Here is a 22,971-nt window from a genome sequence, read left to right on the forward strand (position 1 = left end):
AAACGCATTACTAATATTTATGATGCCTTGTTTATAACTCGGATACTATACCTCAGATATTTATCCAATCAATTCTTATCTTTGTGTTTCTCATTTTTTAGAAGGATAGGATTTTAATGATTGATCAAAGTACAGTTGATAGGGTAGTAGAAACTTCGCAAGCAAACATCGTAGATGTGGTGTCGGAGTTTGTGACGCTGCGAAGAAGAGGGGTTAATTATCTGGGCAACTGTCCGTTCCATAACGAGAAAACCCCGTCGTTTACGGTTTCCCCGCACAAAGGTATTTATAAATGCTTTGGTTGTGGAAAAGGTGGCAATGCGGTAAATTTTCTGATGGATGTGGAGCAAATTTCTTTTATCGATGCCATCAAACAGCTGGGCAAGAAATTTCATATCCATATCGAAGAGGTGGAGCTAAGCCCCGAGCAACAGCAGGTAAAAAATGACCGGGAGAGTATGATGGCCGTTTCAGTATTTGCCCAAAAATATTTTACCGACCAGTTGCTTAAATCCGACGAAGGACGTTCCGTAGGACTGTCTTACCTTCGCAGTCGCGGTTTCCGTGACGATATCATCCAGAAGTTCCAGCTGGGATATTCGCCCGAGGCCAAAAGCGCCTTGACAGATGAGGCACTGAAGAATAGTTATAAGCTGGAGTTTCTGGAAAAGACAGGTTTGACAATCGTCCGTGACAATTATAAAGCCGACCGGTTCAGGGGAAGGGTCATATTCCCTATCCACAGCATCTCAGGAAAACCGACCGCTTTTGGGGGACGGATTCTAAAAACGGATAAAAAAACAGCCAAATATCTGAACTCACCCGAGTCGGAGATTTACCACAAAAGTAAGATCCTGTATGGTATCTACCATGCCAAAACCGAGATTACAAAAAAAGACCGGTGTTTTTTGGTAGAAGGGTATACCGATGTGATTTCGTTTCATCAGGCAGGAATCCCCAATGTGGTGGCCTCATCTGGAACTGCGTTGACAGTTGACCAGATTAGGCTGATAGCGAGGTTTACACCAAATATCACTATTATTTACGATGGCGACCCTGCCGGTATCAAAGCCTCGTTGCGAGGGATCGATCTGGTATTGGAACAGGGCATGAACGTGAAGGTTCTGTTGCTCCCTGAGGGAGAAGATCCCGATTCGTTCTCCAAAAATCGAAGCACCTCGGAATTACAGGCATACATAGCCGAAAACGAGGGTGACTTTATCAAGTTTAAAACGGGGTTGTTGTTAAAGGATGCAGAAAACGATCCGGTTAAACGAGCGGGTTTATTGCAGGATATCGTTAGAACCATTTCAATGATTCCTGAAGCCATTGTCAGGGGTGAGTATGTGAAGGAATGCAGTGCCCTAATGAATGTGACAGAGCAAGTGCTTTATAATGAAATTGGCAAGCTGACCAGAAAAAACAGGGAAGAGAAATATAAAAGTAATAACCGAAGTATTCAAGTTCCTGCGGCTGCGCCAATTGCAACAATAGGGAATCCTGCCTTTGCATCGCAAAACCCGTTTGAGGAGGAGGAAAAAGAACTGGTACGATTTATCATAAAATATGGCAATGCCAATATGATGGAGGCCGAGGAAGGACAAGAGGAAGAAGAAGAGATTACGGTTGGGGACTATATCTTGGCTCAATTGAAAGAGGATGAGTTAGAATGTGAAAACCCGTTGTACCACAAAATATTAAAATTGTACGAAGAAAATAAAGATAACGAGGGCTTTCAGGCCATTAAATTCTTTGTGAGTAACATGGAGCAGGATGTAAGTCGGTTAGCTACGGATTTGCTGAGCAAGGAATATACCTTAAGCAAGATTCACCAAAGGTTTGGGTCGGGTGATTTGGACGAGGGAACAATGTTGGATAAATTAGTTCCCAAAGTGATGAACGAACTAAAGCTGAAGAAAGTGAAATCGCTGATCGACAAGTACAGAAAGGAATTAAAATTAGCGGAGCAAAATAAGGATAGTGCGAAATTGATGGAAATAATGCAAACCATGGTTCGCTTGCAACAATTGCAATCCCTTTTGTCAAAAGAGCTTGGAAATAGGGCAATAGTTTAAGTAAATAATAAATATATAATCATTTTAAGATGGGGGATGCCAGATAATAAGGTCTCTTATCTCAAAGTCACTTATTAAGATAACAATGAAAACTGTAGAACATTTAAACAACGAAAGAATAGAAACCATCATCAGAAAATGCGATGTTTGTTTTATTGGTGTGGTGGATGGCGATAAGCCTTATGTGTTGCCCATGAACTTTGGCTTTAAGGACAACGTCATTTATTTGCACTCGGCTCCTGAAGGACGAATAATTGATATCTTGAATAAGAACAAAAATATTTGCGTTACATTTAGTACGGATCACGAACTGGCTTTTCAACATCCTGAGGTGGCCTGCAGTTATCGTATGAAATCCAAAAGTGTGATTGCTTGGGGAAAAGTTAAGTTCCAGGACGATTTCGAAAGGAAGGAAGAAGCCTTAAACATCATTATGGAACAATATTCAGAGAAGAAGTTTAAGTACTCAGGCCCCGCCATCCGTAACGTAAAAATATGGGAGGTACCTATCGACAATGTTACTTGTAAGGAGTTTGGCGCTCCGCACGAAAAGTACCGTGGCGATGATACCGTAAAAAGATCTCACTAACTTAAATTTATTGCATCCCTTAAAAAGAAGATGATGCATTAAGTATAGGTTTCGATCTGCAGCACAAAAAGTAATATATAGGCGTATCTTACGGCAATGGTTTTTTGTTTAGCTACCTGGTGATTTTATCATCGAATGGGTAAATAACTAAAACCCGTATTTGATCTCTAATGAATTATCTAATTGTCTAATTAATATGGTTTTAAATTACATTTGGATAGGTTTCTTTTTCATTGCATTTATTGTTGCATTGGCCAGGTTAATCTTCTTTGGTGATATGGAAGTATTCCCAAATTTGGTAAATGCTATTAATGAGGCCGCCAAATCAGGGTTCGAGATTTCATTGGGATTAACAGGAGTGCTCTCCTTATGGTTGGGATTGATGAAGGTTGGAGAAAAAGGGGGCATGGTCAACGTTATTTCCAGGTTAATCGCCCCGTTCTTTAACCGCCTGTTTCCATCCTTGCCCAAAAACCACCCGGCGTTTGGAACCATGATTATGAATCTATCTGCCAATATGCTCGGATTGGATAATGCCGCCACTCCAATGGGTTTAAAAGCCATGGAACAGTTGCAAAGGGAAAACAAAAACAAAGAATCTGCCAGCAACGCACAAATCATGTTTCTGGTGCTCAATACCTCCGGCCTGACTTTGATTCCCATTAGCATTATGGTGTATCGGGCACAATACAATGCTTTAAATCCGGCCGATATCTTTCTACCCATACTTTTGGCCACATTTTTTTCTACGCTGGCAGGTTTATTGGCCGTGTCCTATGTGCAGAAAATTCGCCTGGCCGATTCAATTATATTGACTTATCTGGGAGGGATGACCTTATTGGTGATAGGAACCATCTATGGTGTTTCGCTGATGGATAAGGAACAGGTTAAGCTGATATCCAACGTGGGAAGTAATTTTATACTTTTCTCCATTATGATTCTGTTTGTTGGGATGGCCACTTATAAAAAGGTAAATGTGTACGATGCTTTTGTGGAAGGGGCCAAGGAAGGATTTCAGATAGCCGTCAGAATTATTCCATTTTTGATAGCCATTTTGGTAGCTGTCAGCGTTTTCAGAGAAGTGGGAGCGATGGACTATGTCACCGATTTAATTAAAGTTTTGTGCCAATGGCTGGGCTTGGATACCCGTTTTGTGGATGCCTTGCCAACTGCTTTTATGAAACCCTTAAGCGGAAGTGGTGCCCGTGGGATGATGGTTGAAACATTTAATACATTTGGTGTGGATTCCTTTGCCGCCAAAATTGCTTCTACCGTGCAAGGAGCTACCGATACCACCTTTTACATTATTGCGGTTTATTTTGGTTCGGTGGGCATTAAAAACACACGCCATGCAATAGGTTGTGGTCTGATCGCAGATTTTGCGGGAATAATTGCTTCAATTGTGATTGGGTATATATTTTTTGCGTGATATGTGCTTGTTTAGATAACATGATAAACTTATTATCGTAACACATATGTTTATTTTACATTTGTTGCTATGCCTGTTATAGGAGATATATTAAAAAAAATATGGTGTTTTGTCGCTTTACTGGGCTGTATTGAAGCATTCGGACAACCGGTTAGCGCTGCTGATGATAAATTTTCATCGGCTAGTTTTAGTCTGGATTTTATGACCGATCACGATATTAACGGGCGTCTGAGTGTCTATAAAAATCAACCGACCCTCGCAGGTATGGTTGGCTACTACCATAAATCAGGTTTCGACATTTCTACATCTTATTCTAATATATGGAATTCAGATGAAAGAAACGAAAGTTCTACTCAATCGTTGGGTCTATCCCTGGGTTATAATATCGATTTTACGGAATGGTTAAGCGGTTCGGCCATGTACGGGCATTACTTTTACAGTCACGATTCCCATTCCTTACGTTCGGTCTATAAAAATTTAGTATCGGCAGGGCTTTACAGCGAAGTAGGTTGGTGGGTGACAGATGTCATGGCTGGGTATTACACAGGAAAGGTAGAGGAACTTTTTGTGGCATTTGAAACAGGAGCTACCATTCACTTCGATCATGTTTTTAAAAAAGGCAATTCCCTGTCATTCCAACCAATGGTTTCAGCGTATATGGGAGATATCAGCTATTATAATGTAGAGGCCTACACCTCGTATCTCTTTGCTTATCAATATGCCGAATTGTTCCCGGAAGCAACTACAGCTGAATTATCGGAGAGAATCGTTAAGCGATTGGTAAGATTGAATCAGGACAATACAAGCAGCCAACTCACCAATCAACAGAAAACCTTAATTACAAGATTAAGAAAGCTGAAGGCATTACCCGACGATTTGGTTCTGTGGGATTTATTCAAAGAACAAAAAAGTTTTAATTTCAACAATATTGGATTTACAATCCCTGCCTACTATTATTGGGGTGATTTTGTGATTAGTTTGGGATTCTCGGCATTTCGCCCGGTTAACCAACCCTCCTACATCGAAGTAAACTGGAGTGGCTATACCAACGTTGGGCTTACTTATTTTATAAGTTGGTAAAGGTATTGATAATTCGCTTTTAAAATCTGGCTAAATCCTGCTATTAGCGTATTGTTGCAAATAATAGAGGTTGCTGCGCAGTTCAATATTTTCTTTTATCCCATATTTTTTAAATTCCTATTGGTAGATCCCGGTACATGTAATTCGAGGTCGAAGTACGATTACGGATTTTGGGTATCAAGTTCTGGTGAAATCAAGGAATTCGTAATAATATTCTGGTGTTTTACTTCCGACTGCTGTGGCATCTTTCGCGCAGATGAACGCTGAGTTCCGCTGACTTTTTCTTCGAGACTCTGCGATTTTTTTCGGAACCCTGCGAGAAAGTAATAATTTACATCAAAGGGCTCAACAACCTGGCCAGCGATTCCTTTGCTTTTTGCTTGATGGGCCGTTTGCGCCACTCACTTAAAATTACCTCGTTACTTTCGGCAAAGTCCTCCATGAAAGATTCTTTTACCTCAAGCGCAAATTCCTTATCGTATACAAAAGCGGTGACTTCAAAATTCTGCTCAAAGCTTCTAAAATCCATGTTTGCCGAACCAACCGAGGCAATCATATCATCCGACACCATCGTTTTGCTATGGATAAACCCTTTCTGATAAAAATAAAATCTGACACCCGCCAGCATCATCTCTTTTAGGTACGACATGGAGGACAGTTTGGAAATATAGGCATCCGACTTTTCGGGAATAATGATCCGTACATCCACGCCGCCCATGGCAGCCGTTTTTAAGGCCATCAATACGCTTTCGTTAGGCATAAAGTACGGTGAAGTGATATACACATACCTTTTTGCCGTGGTGATAATCTTGAAAAAACCCATCATAATTGATGGCCAATCGGCATCTGGTCCGCTAGGACTAATCTGAACCAGTTTGTTGCCCATGGGTTCTTTGGCAGGAAAGTACTTTTGGTCCGAAAGTTCTACCTGGCTTACGAAATACCAATCGATGGAAAAAATAGTCTGCAAACTGTTGACTGCATCCCCTTCTACTTTAAGGTGGGTATCGCGCCAAATACCGTATTTAGGATTACCATGAATGTATCGGTCGGCCACGTTGATACCCCCCAAAAAACCGATCAAACCATCAATGATGACTATTTTTCTGTGGTTACGATAATTCAGTTTACTGGTAAACGTAGGAAAGCGGACGGTCAAAAAAGAGAATATCTCCAAACCAGCTTCCCTTAGTTGCTGAAAATCCTTTCTTTTAAATTCCCACGAGCCCACGTCATCTATAATTACGCGCACCTCAACACCTTCCTGCGCTTTTCGCACCAGCAGGTCTATAATTTTTTTCCCGATCTCATCCTTTTCCAGGATGTAGTATTGCAGATGAATAAAATGTTTGGCCTTTTCAAGATCTTCAATCAGTGCTTTAAATTTGTCATCCCCATTGTTCAGCAGTTTCACTTTATTACCCGCCGTCATCACCGAATGGCTGTTGTTCAGTTGAAGTTGAATAATTTGCTTTTTCTCATCTAAGATTTCGTCGTTCAGTCCGTAGAATTGAGAAAGATCCTTGGTTTGAATACTGGCAGTCTGCAGAAGAAAATCGTGATTTTTAAGCCCTTTGCGGCTAATAATTTTTTGCTTACGCAGGTTTTGCCCAAAAAATACATACAGCACCACACCCAACAAGGGCAACAACAACAACACCAATATCCACGAAAGCGATTTTAACGGGCTACGATTTTCGAGCACCATTACCCCAATCACCAAAAGAATTGAAACGGCATAAGATGTTACAATCAAAGAATATAGCAAAGAATCCCAATTTTCGGTCCACCACATAATAAACAGGTACGGTATATAAAATGAATAATCTTAAAAATAAGTTTATTTGTGATTATTACCGATTATTTTGCGGAGAAATTTCTCATATATTGCAATCTGCTATTCCCAACCTCTTCTTCCGAAATGGGTAATGCCTTTAACTTCGGCGCTTCAACACCCGCTTTAAAGATCTTATTTCCGATAAAAACACGGGCCTCATCCCACAGGTTAGCATCTATAAAACTTTCCAATATCTGTTTGCCCCCTTCTATAATCACGGATTGAAGGTGCTTGCTGTGAAGCTCGGTTAAAATTTGAGGTACGATGTTTTGGTCAAAATCGATGTTTACAAATCTTATTTTCGCCGATTCTTCTTTATGAACCGAAGTAAATACGATGGTTTCCACTTCTCCATTTAAAATATGATGGGTTTGTGGAACCCTACCCATCCTGTCCACCAATATTCTAACCGGGCTATTTCCCGACCATTCGCGTGTTGTCAGCGATGGATTATCTTTGATCGCCGTATTTGTTCCCACCAGGATGGCCTGCTCCTCGCTTCTCCATTTGTGCACCAGCTTTTTGGCTATCTCATTGGTGATCCATGTGGGCTGGCCATAATTTTCCTTGTCTCTATCGATATCAATAAAGCCGTCGAGTGTTTGTGCCCATTTTAAAATTACATAAGGGCGTTGTTTCTCGTGAAAAGTAAAAAAACGTTTGTTCAGTTCCCTGCTTTCATCTTTCAATACACCAACCTTCACATCCGCACCCGCTTCGCGCAACATTTCAATTCCTTTTCCTGCCACTTCCGAAAAAGTATCGGTACATCCAACCACTACTTTAGGGATACCACTTTCCTTTATCAGCAACGAACAAGGTGGTGTTTTGCCATAATGAGCGCAGGGTTCCAGGTTAACGTAAAGTGTGGATGCTCTTAGCAGGCTTTTATCTTTCACCGAGTTTATGGCATTAACCTCGGCATGTGGCTCGCCGGCCCGATGATGAAACCCTTCTCCAACAATACGTCCGTTATGCACAATGACAGATCCAACCATGGGATTGGAATAGGTATTGCCAAGTCCGATTTTAGCCAACTGGAGGCAACGTTGCATATATTTATTATCGGTATCCATTTGTAAATGCTTGATTAGAAATAAGAGGCTTATGCTTAATCTTCTGCAAAAATGGTTAATTTTGCGCCACTACAAAAATTATACTTGCAATTCATGGAGTTTACCAACATCAAACAGGTATCTGCACATTTTAAAAATAGCTTAGAGGGTATTTATCCTCAAGAGGAAATCAGGAATTTTATATGGATAATTTTTGAGCACCTCCTGGGTTTTTCAAAAGTAGATATCATGATGAAGGAAGAGCATGTGTTGGACGCTAACCAACAGCAATTCTGCAAAAATGTATTGGACAAGCTACAACAACATGTGCCCATCCAGCACCTCATAGGTGCCACTGAGTTCTATGGCCTGCCGTTTCATGTGAACAAACATGTGTTAATTCCACGTCCCGAAACCGAAGAGCTGGTGAAATGGATACTTGACGATAATCACCTTTCCATGCCCAAAATACTGGATATTGGCACTGGTACGGGATGTATCCCCATCTCCTTGAAAAAGAATTTACCCAATGCGGAAGTGGACGCCTGGGATATCTCGCCCGAAGCGTTGATGGTTGCACAAGGCAATGCAAACCTAAATCAGGTTGAAATCAGTTTTCAGTTAATCGACGCTCTTAACCCTACTATTGACAAAAAACACCATTACGATATTATCGTCAGCAACCCACCTTATATCCGGGCATTGGAAAAAGAATTGATGCAGGACAATGTTTTAAAACACGAACCGCATCTAGCGCTGTTTGTAGAAGATAAGGATCCGTTGCTGTTTTATCGTTCCATTGGCAAACTGGCAAAGAACATGCTTAAGTCTAACGGTTTGTTATATTTCGAGATCAATGAAGCATTGGGCAAAGAAACCTGTGCGCTGCTCCAGCAATTAGGGTTTAAATGGGTTGAATTACGTAAAGATCTGTTTGGGAAAGACCGAATGATAAAAGCCGGGATTTAGGCCTGAAGTTCAACCTTTACCATCTTTTGCACATCATCAAAAAAATGGGTGAACTCATCGAGCAACGCATCATACTGTTCGGTCATCACTTTCACGGCACATTCCGATTTTGCCGGCAATGAGCTATAGTTGGCCATAATAGCCAGCGATGTTTCAATTCCCCATATATACTTGTAGTTCTCTAACCTTCTGCTTTTTATTAGAAACGGTAAAAATCCCTTTACCCTGTTAGGAAGCGAAAAGTAATGACGAAAAAAATAGGCATGCACTTGATTGACATACTGGTGGAGAGGGACCGACGAGTATTTTTCCCAATTATGCGCCAGGTAATGATCGTATATCACATCAATCACCACGGAGGCATAACGTTGATAACAGGGTTTAAACCGTGCAGTGCTTTGTTTTACAATTTCATGGCTATCGGTAAAAGCATCAATGGTACGATGCAACCTGATCCCTTTCTGAATTTCAGGAGAGAACCGTTCCAGTTGATTTCCCTTTACATAATCGCCTATAAAATTGCCGATCATCAAAGGTCCTGGTTCGCCCGATAAATATATGTGTGCCAAAAAATTCATTGCGTAAAGTTAGGAATATAGCCGGGGAAATAACATACACCTCAAAATTTGACAAACAAAACTTTCGTCAACCTATCGGGCAAATTTGTCTATTATAATGACAAATTTGGGATAAATTCATTTACTTTATACATTAAATAAAACCAACTAATGAAACCGACATGGCCGCCTGTCAGCAGCAGGCAGGAAGCAAATAATATCATCATACCAAGGATTGAATTAATATGCCCTGGGTTATCGCGGTTTTTCCAAATGTTAGACCAATGAAAAATGTTATCATTTTAGGAGCCGCGGGACGCGATTTCCATAACTTCAACGTATATTTTAAAAACAACCATAGTTACAAGGTGGTAGCTTTTACCGCTACACAAATCCCTGATATTTCCAATAGAAACTATCCTATCGAACTCACAGGTAAGCACTATCCGTACGGGATACCCATTAAGGAAGAGGCCGATTTGCCTTATCTTATTAAAAAGTTTAATGTAGATGTTTGTGTGTTCTCCTACAGCGATATCTCCTATCAGCGTATAATGAGCCTGGCCTCTGTGGTTCAGGCTGCCGGTGCAGATTTCAGGGTACTTGGCCCTAACAACACCATGCTAAAAAGTTTAAAACCCGTTATTGCGGTTTGTGCCACACGAACCGGGTGCGGTAAGAGCCAGACTTCGCGCAAGGTAATTGATTATTTAATGAGCCGCGGTAAAAAGGTAGTGGCTATACGTCACCCCATGCCATACGGCAACCTGAAAGAACAGATAGTACAACGATACGCAACGCTTACGGATCTGCGAAAACACAAATGCACCATTGAGGAAATGGAAGAATACGAGCCGCACATCATGAACGGTAATGTAATTTATTCCGGTGTGGATTACCACGATATTTTAAAGGAAGCGGAAGATGACGACAAGGGGTGCGATGTGATTGTTTGGGATGGCGGGAATAATGATATGCCTTTCTATAAGCCTGATTTAATGATTACCGTGACTGATCCCCACCGGGTAGGACATGAAAAAAGCTATTATCCCAGCGAGGTGAATGTTCGCCTGTCGGACGTGGTTATCATCAACAAGATAGATAGTGCTGACGCTGCTGATGTACTTCAGCTTCGCAGAAACATCAAGGAAATTAATCCCAACGCCATCATAATTGATGCTGCATCGCCTATTGAAGTAGAAAATCCGAATATAATTGAAGGCAAAAAAGTTTTGGTGATTGAAGATGGCCCAACCCTTACACATGGCGAAATGAAATTAGGGGCAGGAGTTATAGCGTGTGAAAAATTTGGAGCCGCCGAAATAATGGACCCCAAGGAGTATGCCGTAGGCAAGATAAAAGAAACTTATGAAAGTTATCCGGGAATAGGCAAAGTTCTGCCTGCAATGGGTTATAGTAACGAACAAATAAGTGATCTGCAGGAAACGATTAAAAACACCCCTTGCGACTCGGTGGTAATTGCGACCCCGATAGACTTAACGAGGGTGCTTAAAATAGAAAAGCCGCATACGCGTGTTCATTATTCGCTGCAGGAGATTGGCAAGCCAACTTTAGGCGATGTTTTAGATGACTTTATAAATATAGTATAGGGATAACTTACGACTCACCGGCATTTTAATATACCCTGTATTAGTATTTTACACAGGGTAAACTGCAGAACATACGGACTAGAGCCCTGTAGCACAGAAATTCCTGTCCCCACACCTCCCTCCGGCGGCCGCAGCCTTGTGTCCCCAGTAAAAGCTTTGGTGACTCGCGGTTGGTGAAGGGCTCAGTAGAGTACTCCCCTTCGGAAAAGGGGAGAGCCAAGTACTAATGACAGATCTCGGATTATATGAGAACGAAACGTATAAAACCACCTCCCGGTTCGTACCTCACCGTACTCCTCCTTTTTAAGGAGGAGAGCTGATTCACCAGACTCATAACGATTTACGGGTATTCACCCTTGGCTTGACGGCTATGCTCTGCAACAGGCAGGCATCGAATGCCACATGAATAAATAACTAGTGGCTATAAGAAAAGGCAACAATTCTCTTTTAAAAACCCTCTAACTCTCCCGAATACGAGTTCGGGACAGGCTCTAAAGGGAGAACCAGAAATCCCCATAGAGAACTAATTCCCCTTTAGGGGTTAGAGGTAATCACTAAGGAGAATTTAGAATTGAGAGTTTTCTTAGATGCACTAAATTATAATGAGATCATCACAATTTACCCGCAATTTATCTTTTAATCAATCCGCAACCCTGTCTTCCGACAGCAGGCGTTATGCGGTATTGTTCCAACGCATGAACACCGTGGGTGTTCCGGCATTTTAGAATACGTGGCACGGTTGCGAAGTTTACCGCGTAGCGGTTACGGCATGTTCTGTCCCGCCTTAGCAGGAGGGGTGTCATTATGGGCGAGTTCTGTCTGCAACCATAACTCCTCCAGCCGGAGGGGCTCCCTATTCAAATTCGGGGTTCCCCGGTCTTACTGAGACCCTGCTTTGTATCTAATGAGATTTTTCCGGAGACCGTTCCTCTCAAATGAAAATTTTTTTTTTGAAAAAATATCGTTAACATGTTATCAATAGTTGTCCAGTAAGCGCCTAATGACAGATCTCGGATTATATGAGAACGAAACGTATAAAACCACCTCCCGGTTCGTACCTCACCGTACTCCTCCTTTTTAAGGAGGAGAGCTGATTCACTAGACTCATAACGATTTACGGGCATTCACCCTTGGCTTGACGGCTATGCTCTGCAACAGGCAGGCATCGAATGCCACATGAATAAATAACTAGTGGCAATAAGAAAAGGCAACAATTCTCTTTTAAAAACCCTCTAACTCTCCCGAATACGAGTTCGGGACAGGCTCTAAAGGGAGAGCCAGAAGTCCCCATAGACAGCTAATTCCCCTTTAGGGGTTTGAGGTAATCACTAAGGAGAATTTAGAATTGAGAGTTTTCTTAGATGCACTAAATTATAATGAGATCATCACAATTTACCCACAATTTATTTTTTAATCAATCCGCAACCCTGTCTTTCGACAGCAGGCGTTATGCGGTATTGCTCCAACGCATGAACACCGTGGGTGTTCCGGCATTTTAGAATACGTGGCACGGTTGCGAAGTTTACCGCGTAGCGGTTACGGCATGTTCTGTCCCGCCTTAGCAGGAGGGGTGTCATTATGGGCGAGTTCTGTCTGCAACCATAACTCCTCCAGCCGGAGGGGCTAATGAGATTTTTCAGCAGGTAGATATGCACAAATGAAAAGTAATTATGGACAGATCTACTGCGAACTACCTTCTCTTTCTTTTTTTCCTGCTTTTAATGGCACTGTATGGATCACCAACACAAGGCAAAGCTCTTATGCCATTATCCTTGCCAAAATTTTTCCTCTCTCTTCCACAACCCAACAGCATGCTAATCCCAAAACGCAGGTTAACATTTTTCGCATTCATCAAATTAAAGAAAGCAGGAACGTTATCACTCACCGCATGAATATGAAAAATTCCAAACTGTGCACCTATCCCTGCTCCAATATTATTAAATTGTCTGTTTTGCAGGGTATATGACAAGCTGCCGTAAATATTCTTTGCGATCATCGTATTCCCGGAAAAAGTGAGCGATGGGTGAAATCTGTTCCTGTAGAGTTCTGTGTGGAAAACAGCACCCACATTTAGCCAGGGGTTTATATAACGGCTTATTCCCAAATACAAGGCCGGCAGCATGGGTGAAGAATAGGCTTCCGCAGCCACTTCAGGATTAAAAACTTCCAACAAGGCATCTGTGACGGCATCCAGGTTACCCAGTCCATCCTCTATCGCTTCGAACGTAATATCCATGGAGCCTGAACTTTCCAACGCGTAAGCATCCGATTTCCAGTTTATATATCCCATATCCAATAAACTTCCCGACAAGGTGGTGTTTTCATTAAGTTCGTAGATAAAGCCCAAATCAACACCATATCCTCCGTTTTCCCTGTTCATTAAATAATCTCCTGTTTTTACATTATCTCTCTCAACCATTTCATCCAGTTTTCCATCGGTATGCGTTGTAACATCCACCGGTAAGGACATGTTTCCTTCCATGGAACTGGCAACGTAGGTTTCAAAAGATATAGCATCGGTATATAAACTCATCCGGGCAGGTTTAGTATATATATTGGCTTTTCCGAACAAAAATTTTAACCGGATACCCAAACTGAGGCGTTTGCTAATTTCCCTGGCCCATCCCAGTGCATATTCCCTGTAATGTATCGCGTTTACACGTGTTCCGTTCAGGTTGGTCAGTTGCCCTTCGAATTGCGTATTCCCACCATGAATCAACCGAAGCGCATTTTTATTCAAAGTGCTATATGTGTTCACTTTTTCGTTTACGCCTATCGTAAAATAGTTCTGCTTGTATTTATATCCTGCAGACAGCAGCGAGAGATGCGTTTCTGTGGCAATCATTTCTTTGTTACTCATGTTTGAAATAGCATCATCCAGTTCAAACCTTAACGAGTCGCCACTTGAGGAAACGAGGATGTCGCTTAATGCAAACCCGGTTGAATAAGCATTGACATGGGTGGACCCAATGCCCGGAAAACCCACAAAGAGCTTACAGTCGATTGGTACGGCCGGATTAACGATATTAGCCTGCGGAAGCTCGTGCATCAAGAACAAAGTGTTGTTCTGCTGCCCATTTAAATGACAAGAAATCCAGGATAAAAGTATAGCGAAGTAAACGTTCCTCATCAGCTTAAAGTTCTTCTACCGGCACAGTCTCAACCGACCTCAATGCAATATTAACATCTATACTATATTCATCCATTCTTTCCCGCACAACCTCTCTAAGATCAATTTCTTTAATCAAAACCCGTACATATACGAACTTAGTATCTATTAATGATGGAATATCCTCTTTTGAAAACCATTGATCAATTAATAAGTATGACTTGCTAGTTATGTCGCCTGCTTCGTTAAGCGTAGGAGCTTCCATTTCTAAAGGTAAATCACTAAGTGCAGGTATCGTGCTGCTCTCTGACTCATCTAAAAACAACATGGTCATTTTTTCTAACTTACCCGGAAAATTATTAGTGATCTCAAACCTGAGCATGATGCTGTCAATATATTCAGGATGCGGATATCTATCTGAAAAGTTGAAATCGGCAGTTGTTGTATGCACTACTCCCCAGCCACCTGAATTAATATAGTCATCCACCAGGCCTAATATCCCAACATAGTTGTCAGCAGTAATCTTTTTCGAACTTAACGGTAATGATATTTTACCATTCCATTCATAGTCCGAAGATATTTTACTCAGGTCTTCCTTTATACATCCTTGCAATAACAAACAAAGGGTAGCAATGAACAAAGAATTAATTAAACTTTTGAAAATCATACCTGGTGCAATTTATAAATGCCACTTAACTAATAACAAACATTTTGTAGTTCTAGTATGTTCGTAAGTCTAAAAATCATTTAAAATATTCCATCTCAATATATTGAATAAAGGAGTGGATTATTTGAATATGTAACTCTTGAATACGGTCGGAATAGCCAGAATGGGGAATGCGTAACTCTACATCGCAATTATCTTTTAGTTTGCCTCCACTCTTGCCTGTTAGCGCAATTACTTTCATCCCATTTTTTTGGGCTTCCTTTGCCGCCTTTAAAACATTGGCCGAATTGCCGCTTGTGCTGATACCGAGCAACACATCTCCCGGCTTGCCTACCGCCTCCACATATCTCGAAAAAATAGAGTCAAAGCCATAGTCGTTTCCAACACAGGTAATATGTGTAGGATCCGATATTGAAACCGCGGCCAAACCTTTCCTATCCTCTCTAAATCGTCCGCTTAGCTCCTCGGCAAAATGCATGGCATCACTCATGGACCCGCCGTTACCACACGAGATTATTTTTCCTCCATTCTTCAGGCAATCCACCATTATATCGCCTGCAGATTTCATGTTCTCCCAGTTGTTGTCATCACCAATAAAATCGTCTAATAAACCCCTGGCTTCCTTAAAATTGCTTTTTATGCTTTCAATACTCATTAATGTTGCTATTTTTGGTAAATATACGATGTGATTTTGTTATGGGAAATAATTACAGTCAAAGAATATAGATTTTTAATATGCATAGATGAAACAAAAGTTATACGACATCATATTTGAGGCAGATACCAAAGCGGGTAAATTATTCGATATCACTTTAATTGTTCTGATTCTTTTAAGTGTTGCAAGTGTAATGTTGGAAAGCCTTGAGGATCAATCGGAAGCGTTTTACCATCGCTTGGCTGTACTGGAATGGATAGTGACATTTGTTTTTTTGGCTGAATACGTGATACGATTGTGGGTTGTTCGAAAAACCCTTAAATATGCGCTCAGTTTTTATGGGATTATTGACTTTCTGTCTATCATACCTACTTTTTTAGGTTTGATATTTAGTGGAACACACATGCTCGTGGTTTTACGAGCTTTACGATTACTAAGGATTTTTAGGGTACTTAAGCTAACAAGATATATAAACGAAGCCTCCCAGCTTTGGAAAGCACTGATGGCCAGCCGAAATAAGATTGGCGTTTTCTTATTTACCATTCTTATCCTGGTGGTTATTTTAGGAACACTCATGTATATCATCGAATCAAACGAGGGCAGTGGTTTTACCAGTATTCCCATCAGTATCTATTGGGCCATCGTTACCCTAACCACGGTTGGATACGGCGATATAGCTCCTATAACCGCCCTGGGCCAAACGCTGGCTAGCATAGTTATGATTATGGGTTATGCCATAATAGCCGTACCTACAGGTATAGTTACTGCCGAGCTTACCCGTAAACGGGACATTGACACCACCACGCAGGTATGCCCATCGTGCTTGCAGGAAGGACATGATAAAGATGCCAGATACTGCAAGTTTTGCGGGGAAAAGTTATAAAAACAAAAAAGCACCAAAACATGACTTCTTGTATCATATTTTAATGCTGCATTTAATGGTTACTCAACAGTAAATTAGTTTTTGGTCATTAGCTTCATTGTAAGTCCCTCCGGTAGTAATTTGCTTTTAGGTGTTTGGATGTCACCTCGCTTCAAATGATAACTAGGGTGAATGCAATCTAATTTATTTCTTTTCTAATTCTAAAAAGGTGTAGTTAAAGTCGTTTTGGTTATCATCCGTCACTTCTTCCCTGTACGTTTCTTTCCATTCAGACTCATTAAAATCCGGAAAAAAAGTGTCCGCATCGTTAAAATACTGATCGATGAGCGTAAGGTAAAGCTTGCTTGCTTTAGGTAAAAAGGTTTCATATATGGTAGCTCCACCAATTACAAACACCTCTTTTTCCTCCTTGCAAAGTTCAAGGGCTGCATCCGGTGAGTGAACCACTTCAGCCCCTTCAAGCTTTAAGGCTTCGTTTCTTGAAATCACGATATTTCTGCGATTTGGCAATGCACCATTAGGCAAAGAGTCGAATGTTTTTCGGCCCATAATAATAGTGTGACTTGTTGTAAGTGCCTTAAACCTTTTTAAATCGCTAGGAATATATGCTAACAAATCGTTGTTTTGGCCTATAGAGTTTAATTTGGCTATGGCCACAATCATTGAAATTTTTGTCATTGGCTAAATATTTATTTTACACGGAGATAGCTCCTTTAATATGTGGATGGGGGTCGTAATTACTTAAGGTGAAATCTTCGTACTTAAATTCATCAATATGTTTTATATCAGGGTTCAGTGTCATAGTCGGTAAATGCCTTGTATCACGAGAAACCTGCAATTTTACCTGTTCCAAATGGTTGTTGTAGATATGCACGTCTCCTAACGTGTGCACAAAATCACCCAATTCCAAACCAGTTACTTGTGCTACCATCATGGTTAACAACGCATAGGATGCAATGTTGAACGGAACCCCTAAAAATAAATCTGCACTGCGCTGGTACAATTGACATGATAGCTTACCATCAGCTACGTAAAACTGAAACAGAATATGACATGGGGGTAATTGCATCTCGTCCAACTGACCCACATTCCATGCACTCACAATATGACGACGGGAATCAGGGTTGCTTTTGATAGACTCTAGTACCTGCTTAATCTGATCGACATATTTACCGTTCGCCATGGGCCACGATCGCCATTGATAACCATAAATAGGTCCCAGTTCACCATCCTGCTTCGCCCATTCGTTCCAGATACGAACCCCATTATCCTGCAAGTATTTAACATTGGTACTTCCTTTTAAGAACCAGATAAGTTCGTGGATAATTGATTTCAGGTGAAGTTTTTTGGTCGTCACCAAAGGAAAGCCTTCTTGTAAATTAAACCTCATTTGATGCCCAAAGACACTGGTGGTTCCTGTTCCTGTTCTGTCTCCTTTTAATACGCCTTCATCCAACACTCGTTGGCACAAATCAAGATATTGTCGCATAGTCTTTTACCAAATTTTGCAAGCACGCAAAGTACTGTTTTTTTTATGAGTGACAAAATTAAAAAATTATTTTAGTCTTAATTATTTCACGCTGAAAGTTTCTTTCAGAGTTCTGCAGATGAAAACGCAAAGTCTCGCGGAATATCAGTTAAGAAATCAGCGTAACTCCGCGCATACGTCAGTGCCAATCTCCTAGAAATCCTATGTCAACGTAAACGAAATATCCGGATGGGCATCCAAATATTCCACTATTTCATCGGTTAGGTTAATTTTGGTCGACCTGGAGAAAAACTGCGCTTGATGCGTTAGTTCCTCTTTATCGTAAATGGAAAACTTGAGGGTCACATACCCTTCTGCCTCCTTTGATAGCTCTGCTAAATCCGTCACCATAGCTTCATCGAGCGATTGCAACGGAATTTGAATATTGATGCCCGAAACCCTGGATTCCCTGACACCATCCAACATCTCAATTTTATTCACTTTCACTTCCAGCTCACCATCCTTGGTCCATTGCTTCTCCTGAACTTTGCCCCTAATCATAATGTAATATCCCTCTACCATAAATTTGGCAAACTCGGGATAATCCTTTCCAAAAAAAGCGAATTCATAGGATCCCGTATAATCATCCACCGTCATTATTCCATAAGGATTCCCTTTTTTTGTGGTACCGGAGCGCGCAGCAGTTACGATTCCACCCATGGTAATATCACGACCTTTCATTTTTTCGAGATCTTCGAGGTCTTTGAATTTGGTGGTGCAGAAGTGATTAATCTCCAGCTTATAAACATCAAGCGGGTGGGCAGAAAGGTAAATTCCTATCAAATCCTTTTCTCTGGCTAACTTTTCAAGTATGGAAAACTCCTCGCACACAGGCGCCACCGGCTTGGTGATTGCGGCATTTGCTCCTACCGCTCCAAAAAGTGAGCTGGCGGCCGTGGCCTGATCGTTTTGATACAGATTGCCATAACGGGCCAGATTCTCCACAAAAGTGGTTTGTTCGCCCGGTAATGTGGTAAAGTATTGTGCCCTGTGTAAATCTGTAAAACCATCAAAACCTCCCGCGGCCGCCAATGCTTCCAGGTTCTTTTTGTTTACCGTTTGCAGATTCACTCGTTCCACAAAGTCGAATATATCTTTAAATGGCCCGCCTTCTTCACGAACTCTGATAATTTCTTCTACAGCTCCCGCACCAACACCTTTTACACCTGCCATACCAAAACGGATAGCTCCACTTTTATTTACGGTAAACTTACGGTAACTTTCATTTACATCCGGTCCTAACACTTCCATTCCCATTCGCTTACACTCCTCCATAAAGGTTGTAATCTTAGAGATGTCGGAAAGGTTGCGGCTAAGTACCCCGGCCATGAACTCCGCCGGATAGTGGGCCTTAAGGTAACCTGATTGATAGGCAACGTATGCATAACAAACTGAGTGCGACTTGTTAAAAGCGTAACTGGCAAAAGCCTCCCAGTCTTTCCAGATTTTTTCGATGAGGTCCTCGGGTTTTTGAATGGTGGTTTCACCGTTTTTACAAGCCTTCATAAACTCTTCGCTTGCCAAACAACCATCAATAAATTTAAGCTTCAGCTTATCCATCATGGAGATGATCTTTTTACCCATTGCCTTACGAAGGGAATCGGAATCACCTCTGGTAAACCCACCCAGTGCCCTTGACTGAAGCATCACCTGTTCCTGATATACGGTGATACCGTAGGTATCTTTCAGGTAGGGTTCCATCATGGGGTGGTCATATTTGATTTCTTCGCGACCGTGCTTACGCTCGATAAAAGAAGGAATGTATTCCATCGGACCGGGACGGTACAGGGCGTTCATGGCTACCAAATCTTCAAAGCGGTTTGGTTGCAGACCTCGCAAGTGTTTCTTCATCCCGGGGGACTCAAACTGGAAAACCGCTGTTGTTTCACCATTACCGAACAGTTCAAATGTTTTTTCATCCTCCAAGGATATATTGGCCAGATCGATATCAATGCCTTTGGAAAGTTTAATATTATCCAGAACTTCTTTAAATATGGATAGGGTTTTCAGGCCCAGAAAGTCCATTTTAAGCAGACCGATATCTTCCACAAATCTTCCGTCGTACTGTGTGGTCAGCAGTTCCTCACCTTTGGTTGGCATAACCGGCAAATGTTCGACCAGCGGATTTTTACCGATTAAAACACCACAGGCATGAACGCCGGTTTGGCGAACTGCACCTTCCAGCTGTTCGGCAAACTTCATGGTTTGGGCAACCAGGGGATCTGAAGAATCTTTTTCCAACTCAAGTTCGGGGACTTCTTTAAAGGCCTTTTTAAAATTCATTTTTGGTGCTTCAGGCACCATTTTGGCCAAGCGGTTGGCTTCGGATAAATCCAAATTAAGAACCCTGGCCACATCTTTTATCGAACTCTTGGTGGCCATCGTACCAAAGGTACAGATGTGGGCCACCTTATCCTGCCCATATTTATCGGTAACATAGTCGAGTACCCTTTGTCTTCCATCGTCATCGAAATCAATATCCACATCGGGCATGGATATACGATCGGGGTTTAGAAATCGTTCAAACAGCAAATCGTATTTGATGGGGTCAACATCCGTAATTTTTATGCAATAGGCTACCGCAGCGCCGGCGGCAGATCCCCTTCCGGGTCCTACGAGTACTCCATTATCTTTTGCCCAGTTAATAAAATCCTGTGTAATCAGGAAGTAACCGGGGAACCCCATGGTTTTAATCGTATTGAGCTCAAAATCGATTCTTTCTTTCTTATCATCGGTAAAATTATCGGGATAACGTAATTTGACACCTTCGTAAGTTAAGTGCTCCAGATAATCTGCCTCCAGCTTGATCTGCACAACCTTTTCATATCCTCCCAATCGTTTATACGAATCCTCGCCAAACTCTTCGATCAGTGCCGCTTCATCATATTTTTCGCGGTAACTTTCAAAGGTTCCGAAGTCCTCCGGGATATCGAAAGGAGGCATAATAGGATCACTGTTCAGTTCAAAGAACTCTACCTTTTCGGCAATTTCAATGGTATTATGGATGGCCTCCGGAATATCGGCAAAGAGCTTGCTCATTTCCTCGCTGGTTTTAAACCACTCCTGCTTGGAATAACGCATACGGGTTGGATCGGTATAATCCCGGCCTGTACTTAAACATACCAACATATCGTGTGCTTCGGCATCTTCTTCGTTGGTAAAGTGCGAATCGTTTGTGGCTACTACTTTTACGCCCAACTCTTTCCCTAATTTAATGAGCACCCGGTTTACCTTAGCCTGGTTTTGCCAGGTATCGCGTCTTAAGATAGGATCGTTATTGATATGGCGCATCAACTCCAGATAATAATCGTCGCCAAACACATCCTTAAACCAACGTATTGTTTCCTTGGCTTTATCCAGGTTTCCCTGCATAATGTGCTGGGCAACCTCACCTCCCAAACATGCACTGGTTACAATAACGCCTTCGCTGTATTTTTCAAGTAACTCTTTATCAATACGCGGTTTGTAATAAAAACCATCCGTATGTGCAACAGAAGTTAATTTTAGAAGGTTTTGATATCCCTTGTAGTTTTTGGCCAGTAATATAATGTGATATCCTGATGAATCCGTTTTGTCATCCTTACGCAAATGACCACGTTGCGCAACATAGGCTTCAATGCCAATGATGGGCTTAACATCGTTCTTTTTACAAGCCACATGAAATTCCTTGACACCAAACATTCCACCGTGATCGGTGATAGCAACCGCGGGCTGACCATCTTCTTTTGCTTTGGCGGCAATAGCAGCAGTTTTATTGGCTCCGTCCAGAATAGAATATTGGGTATGGACATGTAAATGCACAAACGGAAAGGTTTCGGCAGTTTTAGCTGCTTCGGCAATAATTCGTTCCTCTTCTTCGAGCGGGATATCTTCAAAAACATCTACTTTAAAAGATTCGTATTCTATGCCGACCAGCTGTATTTCGTCAGGATTGTTTTTTCTAAATACCTCTAATTCAGCTTCTGTCATTTGCAGCAGCTGCAAGGATAGTCCACCCACACGAACCAGCTCCAGGAAACAACGTGATGTTGCTTCCACATCTGCTGCAGCATTATGTGCTTCTTCAAAAGCAACTTTAAAGAGTTTTATATGCAACTCGGTAAGAGTGGGGTTTTTAAGCTTCCCCCCTCGTGTTAAAGCGCAAAATTCTTTACTACCCGTCATGGTATCGAGCATCGGCGCCTTCACCAGGGCTTGCTCATTCATTTCGCAACGTACCAACTCACAACCGACAATATTGATGTCAAATGTTACATTGTGACCGATGATGAACTTGCTTTTGGCCACGTCGGCCATAAAATCATCCAAGGCCTCCTTTAAAGGAACACCTTTTTCGTGCGCTGTTTCTGTTGTGATACCGTGCACCGCCACCACATCTTCAGGAATGGAATATCCATCTGGTGTTATCACATGGTTTTTGGCGAAAAGGAAGTTCCCCTCAATGTCGTGACATTGCCAAGCCAACTGAACCATCCTGGGCCAGTTGTCGGTATCCGTAATGGGTGCTTTCCAATTCTTTGGTAATCCTGTGGTTTCGGTATCAAATATTAAAAACATTGTAAATCAGCTCTTTAAAATCAAACGTTTTGCTACAGTTGCGACTTACAAAGTTAATTTTTTGGATGAAACTTTAGGGGTGATTTATAAAAGAAGAATGGAATAATTTATAGGTAGTTGATATGGTTTGGAAATTATTGCGCTTCAGATCAAGAAAATCGTATCGTAACCTTCAGAATTTTTTATTTGAATGTTCATCCATCGCGATCCCAAAGGGGGTTTCTGAAGGTTTCCCGATATTTAAAGGTTGCTTATTTACAAAAACGCTGTAAAATATGCCATCCGGAATAAACAAACCATTCGTATTTTCTTGCGTATAAACCATTCCGTTTGTAACTTACACATAGTTACATGAGGGGCAGAAATGTACA

At 41.5% G+C, this 22,971-nt stretch carries 16 protein-coding genes; 7 read left to right on the plus strand and 9 right to left on the minus strand.

From position 1 onward, the window contains the following. Nucleotides 1–116 precede the first annotated feature (116 nt). The 4 genes from dnaG (at nucleotide 117) to ACT29I_RS22625 (ending at nucleotide 5,173) form a co-directional block, all read left to right on the plus strand. Nucleotides 117–2,075, plus strand: a complete 1,959-nt coding sequence (gene dnaG / locus ACT29I_RS22610; RefSeq protein WP_444794484.1) for a DNA primase — start codon at nucleotides 117–119, stop codon at nucleotides 2,073–2,075. 85 nt (nucleotides 2,076–2,160) lie between these two features. Beyond that, the gene (locus ACT29I_RS22615; RefSeq protein ID WP_444794485.1) at nucleotides 2,161–2,664 is read left to right on the plus strand and encodes a pyridoxamine 5'-phosphate oxidase family protein; all 504 of its coding nucleotides are present in this window, start codon (nucleotides 2,161–2,163) and stop codon (nucleotides 2,662–2,664) included. A 196-nt stretch (nucleotides 2,665–2,860) separates the two neighbouring features. Continuing rightward, the gene (locus ACT29I_RS22620; protein WP_430932968.1) at nucleotides 2,861–4,093 is read left to right on the plus strand and encodes a nucleoside recognition domain-containing protein; all 1,233 of its coding nucleotides are present in this window, start codon (nucleotides 2,861–2,863) and stop codon (nucleotides 4,091–4,093) included. 69 nt (nucleotides 4,094–4,162) lie between these two features. After that, entirely contained in the window at nucleotides 4,163–5,173 is a 1,011-nt protein-coding gene (locus tag ACT29I_RS22625) for a hypothetical protein (protein ID WP_430932967.1), read from the plus strand. Between the two features lie 331 nt (nucleotides 5,174–5,504). Here the strand turns inward: ACT29I_RS22625 and cls are convergent, their stop codons facing one another. Together cls and ribD are read right to left on the minus strand one after the other, a co-directional pair. Continuing rightward, a complete protein-coding gene (gene cls, locus ACT29I_RS22630) occupies nucleotides 5,505–6,968 on the minus strand; it encodes a cardiolipin synthase (protein WP_430932966.1) in 1,464 nt (487 codons plus the stop codon). A gap of 65 nt (nucleotides 6,969–7,033) precedes the next feature. Further along, nucleotides 7,034–8,086 (minus strand): bifunctional diaminohydroxyphosphoribosylaminopyrimidine deaminase/5-amino-6-(5-phosphoribosylamino)uracil reductase RibD, encoded by a 1,053-nt coding sequence (gene ribD, locus ACT29I_RS22635; RefSeq protein WP_430932965.1) that lies wholly within the window; start codon nucleotides 8,084–8,086, stop codon nucleotides 7,034–7,036. 93 nt (nucleotides 8,087–8,179) lie between these two features. On the opposite strand from ribD, the gene prmC reads away from it, so the two are divergent. Continuing rightward, entirely contained in the window at nucleotides 8,180–9,034 is an 855-nt protein-coding gene (gene prmC, locus ACT29I_RS22640) for a peptide chain release factor N(5)-glutamine methyltransferase (protein ID WP_430932964.1), read from the plus strand. Here the strand turns inward: prmC and ACT29I_RS22645 are convergent. Further along, nucleotides 9,031–9,612: an acyl carrier protein phosphodiesterase gene (locus ACT29I_RS22645; RefSeq protein WP_430932963.1), complete on the minus strand. Its 582-nt coding sequence runs from the start codon at nucleotides 9,610–9,612 to the stop codon at nucleotides 9,031–9,033. The two genes, prmC and ACT29I_RS22645, sit on opposite strands and share 4 nt — an antisense overlap. A gap of 263 nt (nucleotides 9,613–9,875) precedes the next feature. On the opposite strand from ACT29I_RS22645, the gene ACT29I_RS22650 reads away from it, so the two are divergent. Then, nucleotides 9,876–11,201: a cyclic 2,3-diphosphoglycerate synthase gene (locus tag ACT29I_RS22650; protein WP_444794486.1), complete on the plus strand. Its 1,326-nt coding sequence runs from the start codon at nucleotides 9,876–9,878 to the stop codon at nucleotides 11,199–11,201. A gap of 1,690 nt (nucleotides 11,202–12,891) precedes the next feature. Here ACT29I_RS22650 and ACT29I_RS22655 read toward each other — a convergent pair. The 3 genes from ACT29I_RS22655 to lpcA form a co-directional block, all read right to left on the minus strand. Then, nucleotides 12,892–14,331 (minus strand): DUF5723 family protein, encoded by a 1,440-nt coding sequence (locus ACT29I_RS22655; protein ID WP_444794487.1) that lies wholly within the window; start codon nucleotides 14,329–14,331, stop codon nucleotides 12,892–12,894. 4 nt (nucleotides 14,332–14,335) lie between these two features. Next, the gene (locus ACT29I_RS22660; protein ID WP_444794488.1) at nucleotides 14,336–14,977 is read right to left on the minus strand and encodes a hypothetical protein; all 642 of its coding nucleotides are present in this window, start codon (nucleotides 14,975–14,977) and stop codon (nucleotides 14,336–14,338) included. Nucleotides 14,978–15,053: 76 nt separating this feature from the next. Continuing rightward, nucleotides 15,054–15,632: a D-sedoheptulose 7-phosphate isomerase gene (lpcA, locus tag ACT29I_RS22665; protein WP_430932959.1), complete on the minus strand. Its 579-nt coding sequence runs from the start codon at nucleotides 15,630–15,632 to the stop codon at nucleotides 15,054–15,056. Nucleotides 15,633–15,720: 88 nt separating this feature from the next. Here lpcA and ACT29I_RS22670 point away from each other — a divergent pair, with 88 nt between their 5' ends. Further along, a complete protein-coding gene (locus ACT29I_RS22670; protein WP_430932958.1) occupies nucleotides 15,721–16,515 on the plus strand; it encodes an ion transporter in 795 nt (264 codons plus the stop codon). 183 nt (nucleotides 16,516–16,698) lie between these two features. Here ACT29I_RS22670 and ACT29I_RS22675 read toward each other — a convergent pair whose 3' ends face one another. The 3 genes from ACT29I_RS22675 to dnaE form a co-directional block, all read right to left on the minus strand. Further along, nucleotides 16,699–17,193 carry a dihydrofolate reductase gene (locus ACT29I_RS22675; protein ID WP_430932956.1) on the minus strand — a complete coding sequence of 165 codons (495 nt, stop codon included), beginning with the start codon at nucleotides 17,191–17,193 and terminating at the stop codon, nucleotides 16,699–16,701. A gap of 16 nt (nucleotides 17,194–17,209) precedes the next feature. Beyond that, entirely contained in the window at nucleotides 17,210–18,004 is a 795-nt protein-coding gene (locus ACT29I_RS22680; RefSeq protein ID WP_430932955.1) for a thymidylate synthase, read from the minus strand. Between the two features lie 201 nt (nucleotides 18,005–18,205). Then, a complete protein-coding gene (gene dnaE, locus ACT29I_RS22685) occupies nucleotides 18,206–22,600 on the minus strand; it encodes a DNA polymerase III subunit alpha (RefSeq protein WP_430932954.1) in 4,395 nt (1,464 codons plus the stop codon). Between the last annotated feature and the right edge of the window lie 371 nt (nucleotides 22,601–22,971).

This window comes from Saccharicrinis sp. GN24d3 (assembly GCF_052400645.1).
Lineage (GTDB): Bacteria > Bacteroidota > Bacteroidia > Bacteroidales > Marinilabiliaceae > Saccharicrinis.

Excerpts from the sequence above, each read along its gene's own strand:
- ACT29I_RS22680 (WP_430932955.1), bottom strand. The coding sequence starts at position 18,004 with ATGCGACAATATCTTGATTTGTGCCAACGAGTGTTGGATGAAGGCGTA.
- ribD (WP_430932965.1), bottom strand. The coding sequence starts at position 8,086 with ATGGATACCGATAATAAATATATGCAACGTTGCCTCCAGTTGGCTAAA.
- dnaE (WP_430932954.1), bottom strand. The coding sequence starts at position 22,600 with ATGTTTTTAATATTTGATACCGAAACCACAGGATTACCAAAGAATTGG.
- lpcA (WP_430932959.1), bottom strand. The coding sequence starts at position 15,632 with ATGAGTATTGAAAGCATAAAAAGCAATTTTAAGGAAGCCAGGGGTTTA.
- ACT29I_RS22670 (WP_430932958.1), top strand. The coding sequence starts at position 15,721 with ATGAAACAAAAGTTATACGACATCATATTTGAGGCAGATACCAAAGCG.
- prmC (WP_430932964.1), top strand. The coding sequence starts at position 8,180 with ATGGAGTTTACCAACATCAAACAGGTATCTGCACATTTTAAAAATAGC.
- cls (WP_430932966.1), bottom strand. The coding sequence starts at position 6,968 with ATGTGGTGGACCGAAAATTGGGATTCTTTGCTATATTCTTTGATTGTA.
- dnaG (WP_444794484.1), top strand. The coding sequence starts at position 117 with ATGATTGATCAAAGTACAGTTGATAGGGTAGTAGAAACTTCGCAAGCA.
- ACT29I_RS22655 (WP_444794487.1), bottom strand. The coding sequence starts at position 14,331 with ATGAGGAACGTTTACTTCGCTATACTTTTATCCTGGATTTCTTGTCAT.
- ACT29I_RS22615 (WP_444794485.1), top strand. The coding sequence starts at position 2,161 with ATGAAAACTGTAGAACATTTAAACAACGAAAGAATAGAAACCATCATC.
- ACT29I_RS22660 (WP_444794488.1), bottom strand. The coding sequence starts at position 14,977 with ATGATTTTCAAAAGTTTAATTAATTCTTTGTTCATTGCTACCCTTTGT.
- ACT29I_RS22625 (WP_430932967.1), top strand. The coding sequence starts at position 4,163 with ATGCCTGTTATAGGAGATATATTAAAAAAAATATGGTGTTTTGTCGCT.
- ACT29I_RS22650 (WP_444794486.1), top strand. The coding sequence starts at position 9,876 with ATGAAAAATGTTATCATTTTAGGAGCCGCGGGACGCGATTTCCATAAC.
- ACT29I_RS22645 (WP_430932963.1), bottom strand. The coding sequence starts at position 9,612 with ATGAATTTTTTGGCACACATATATTTATCGGGCGAACCAGGACCTTTG.
- ACT29I_RS22620 (WP_430932968.1), top strand. The coding sequence starts at position 2,861 with ATGGTTTTAAATTACATTTGGATAGGTTTCTTTTTCATTGCATTTATT.
- ACT29I_RS22675 (WP_430932956.1), bottom strand. The coding sequence starts at position 17,193 with ATGACAAAAATTTCAATGATTGTGGCCATAGCCAAATTAAACTCTATA.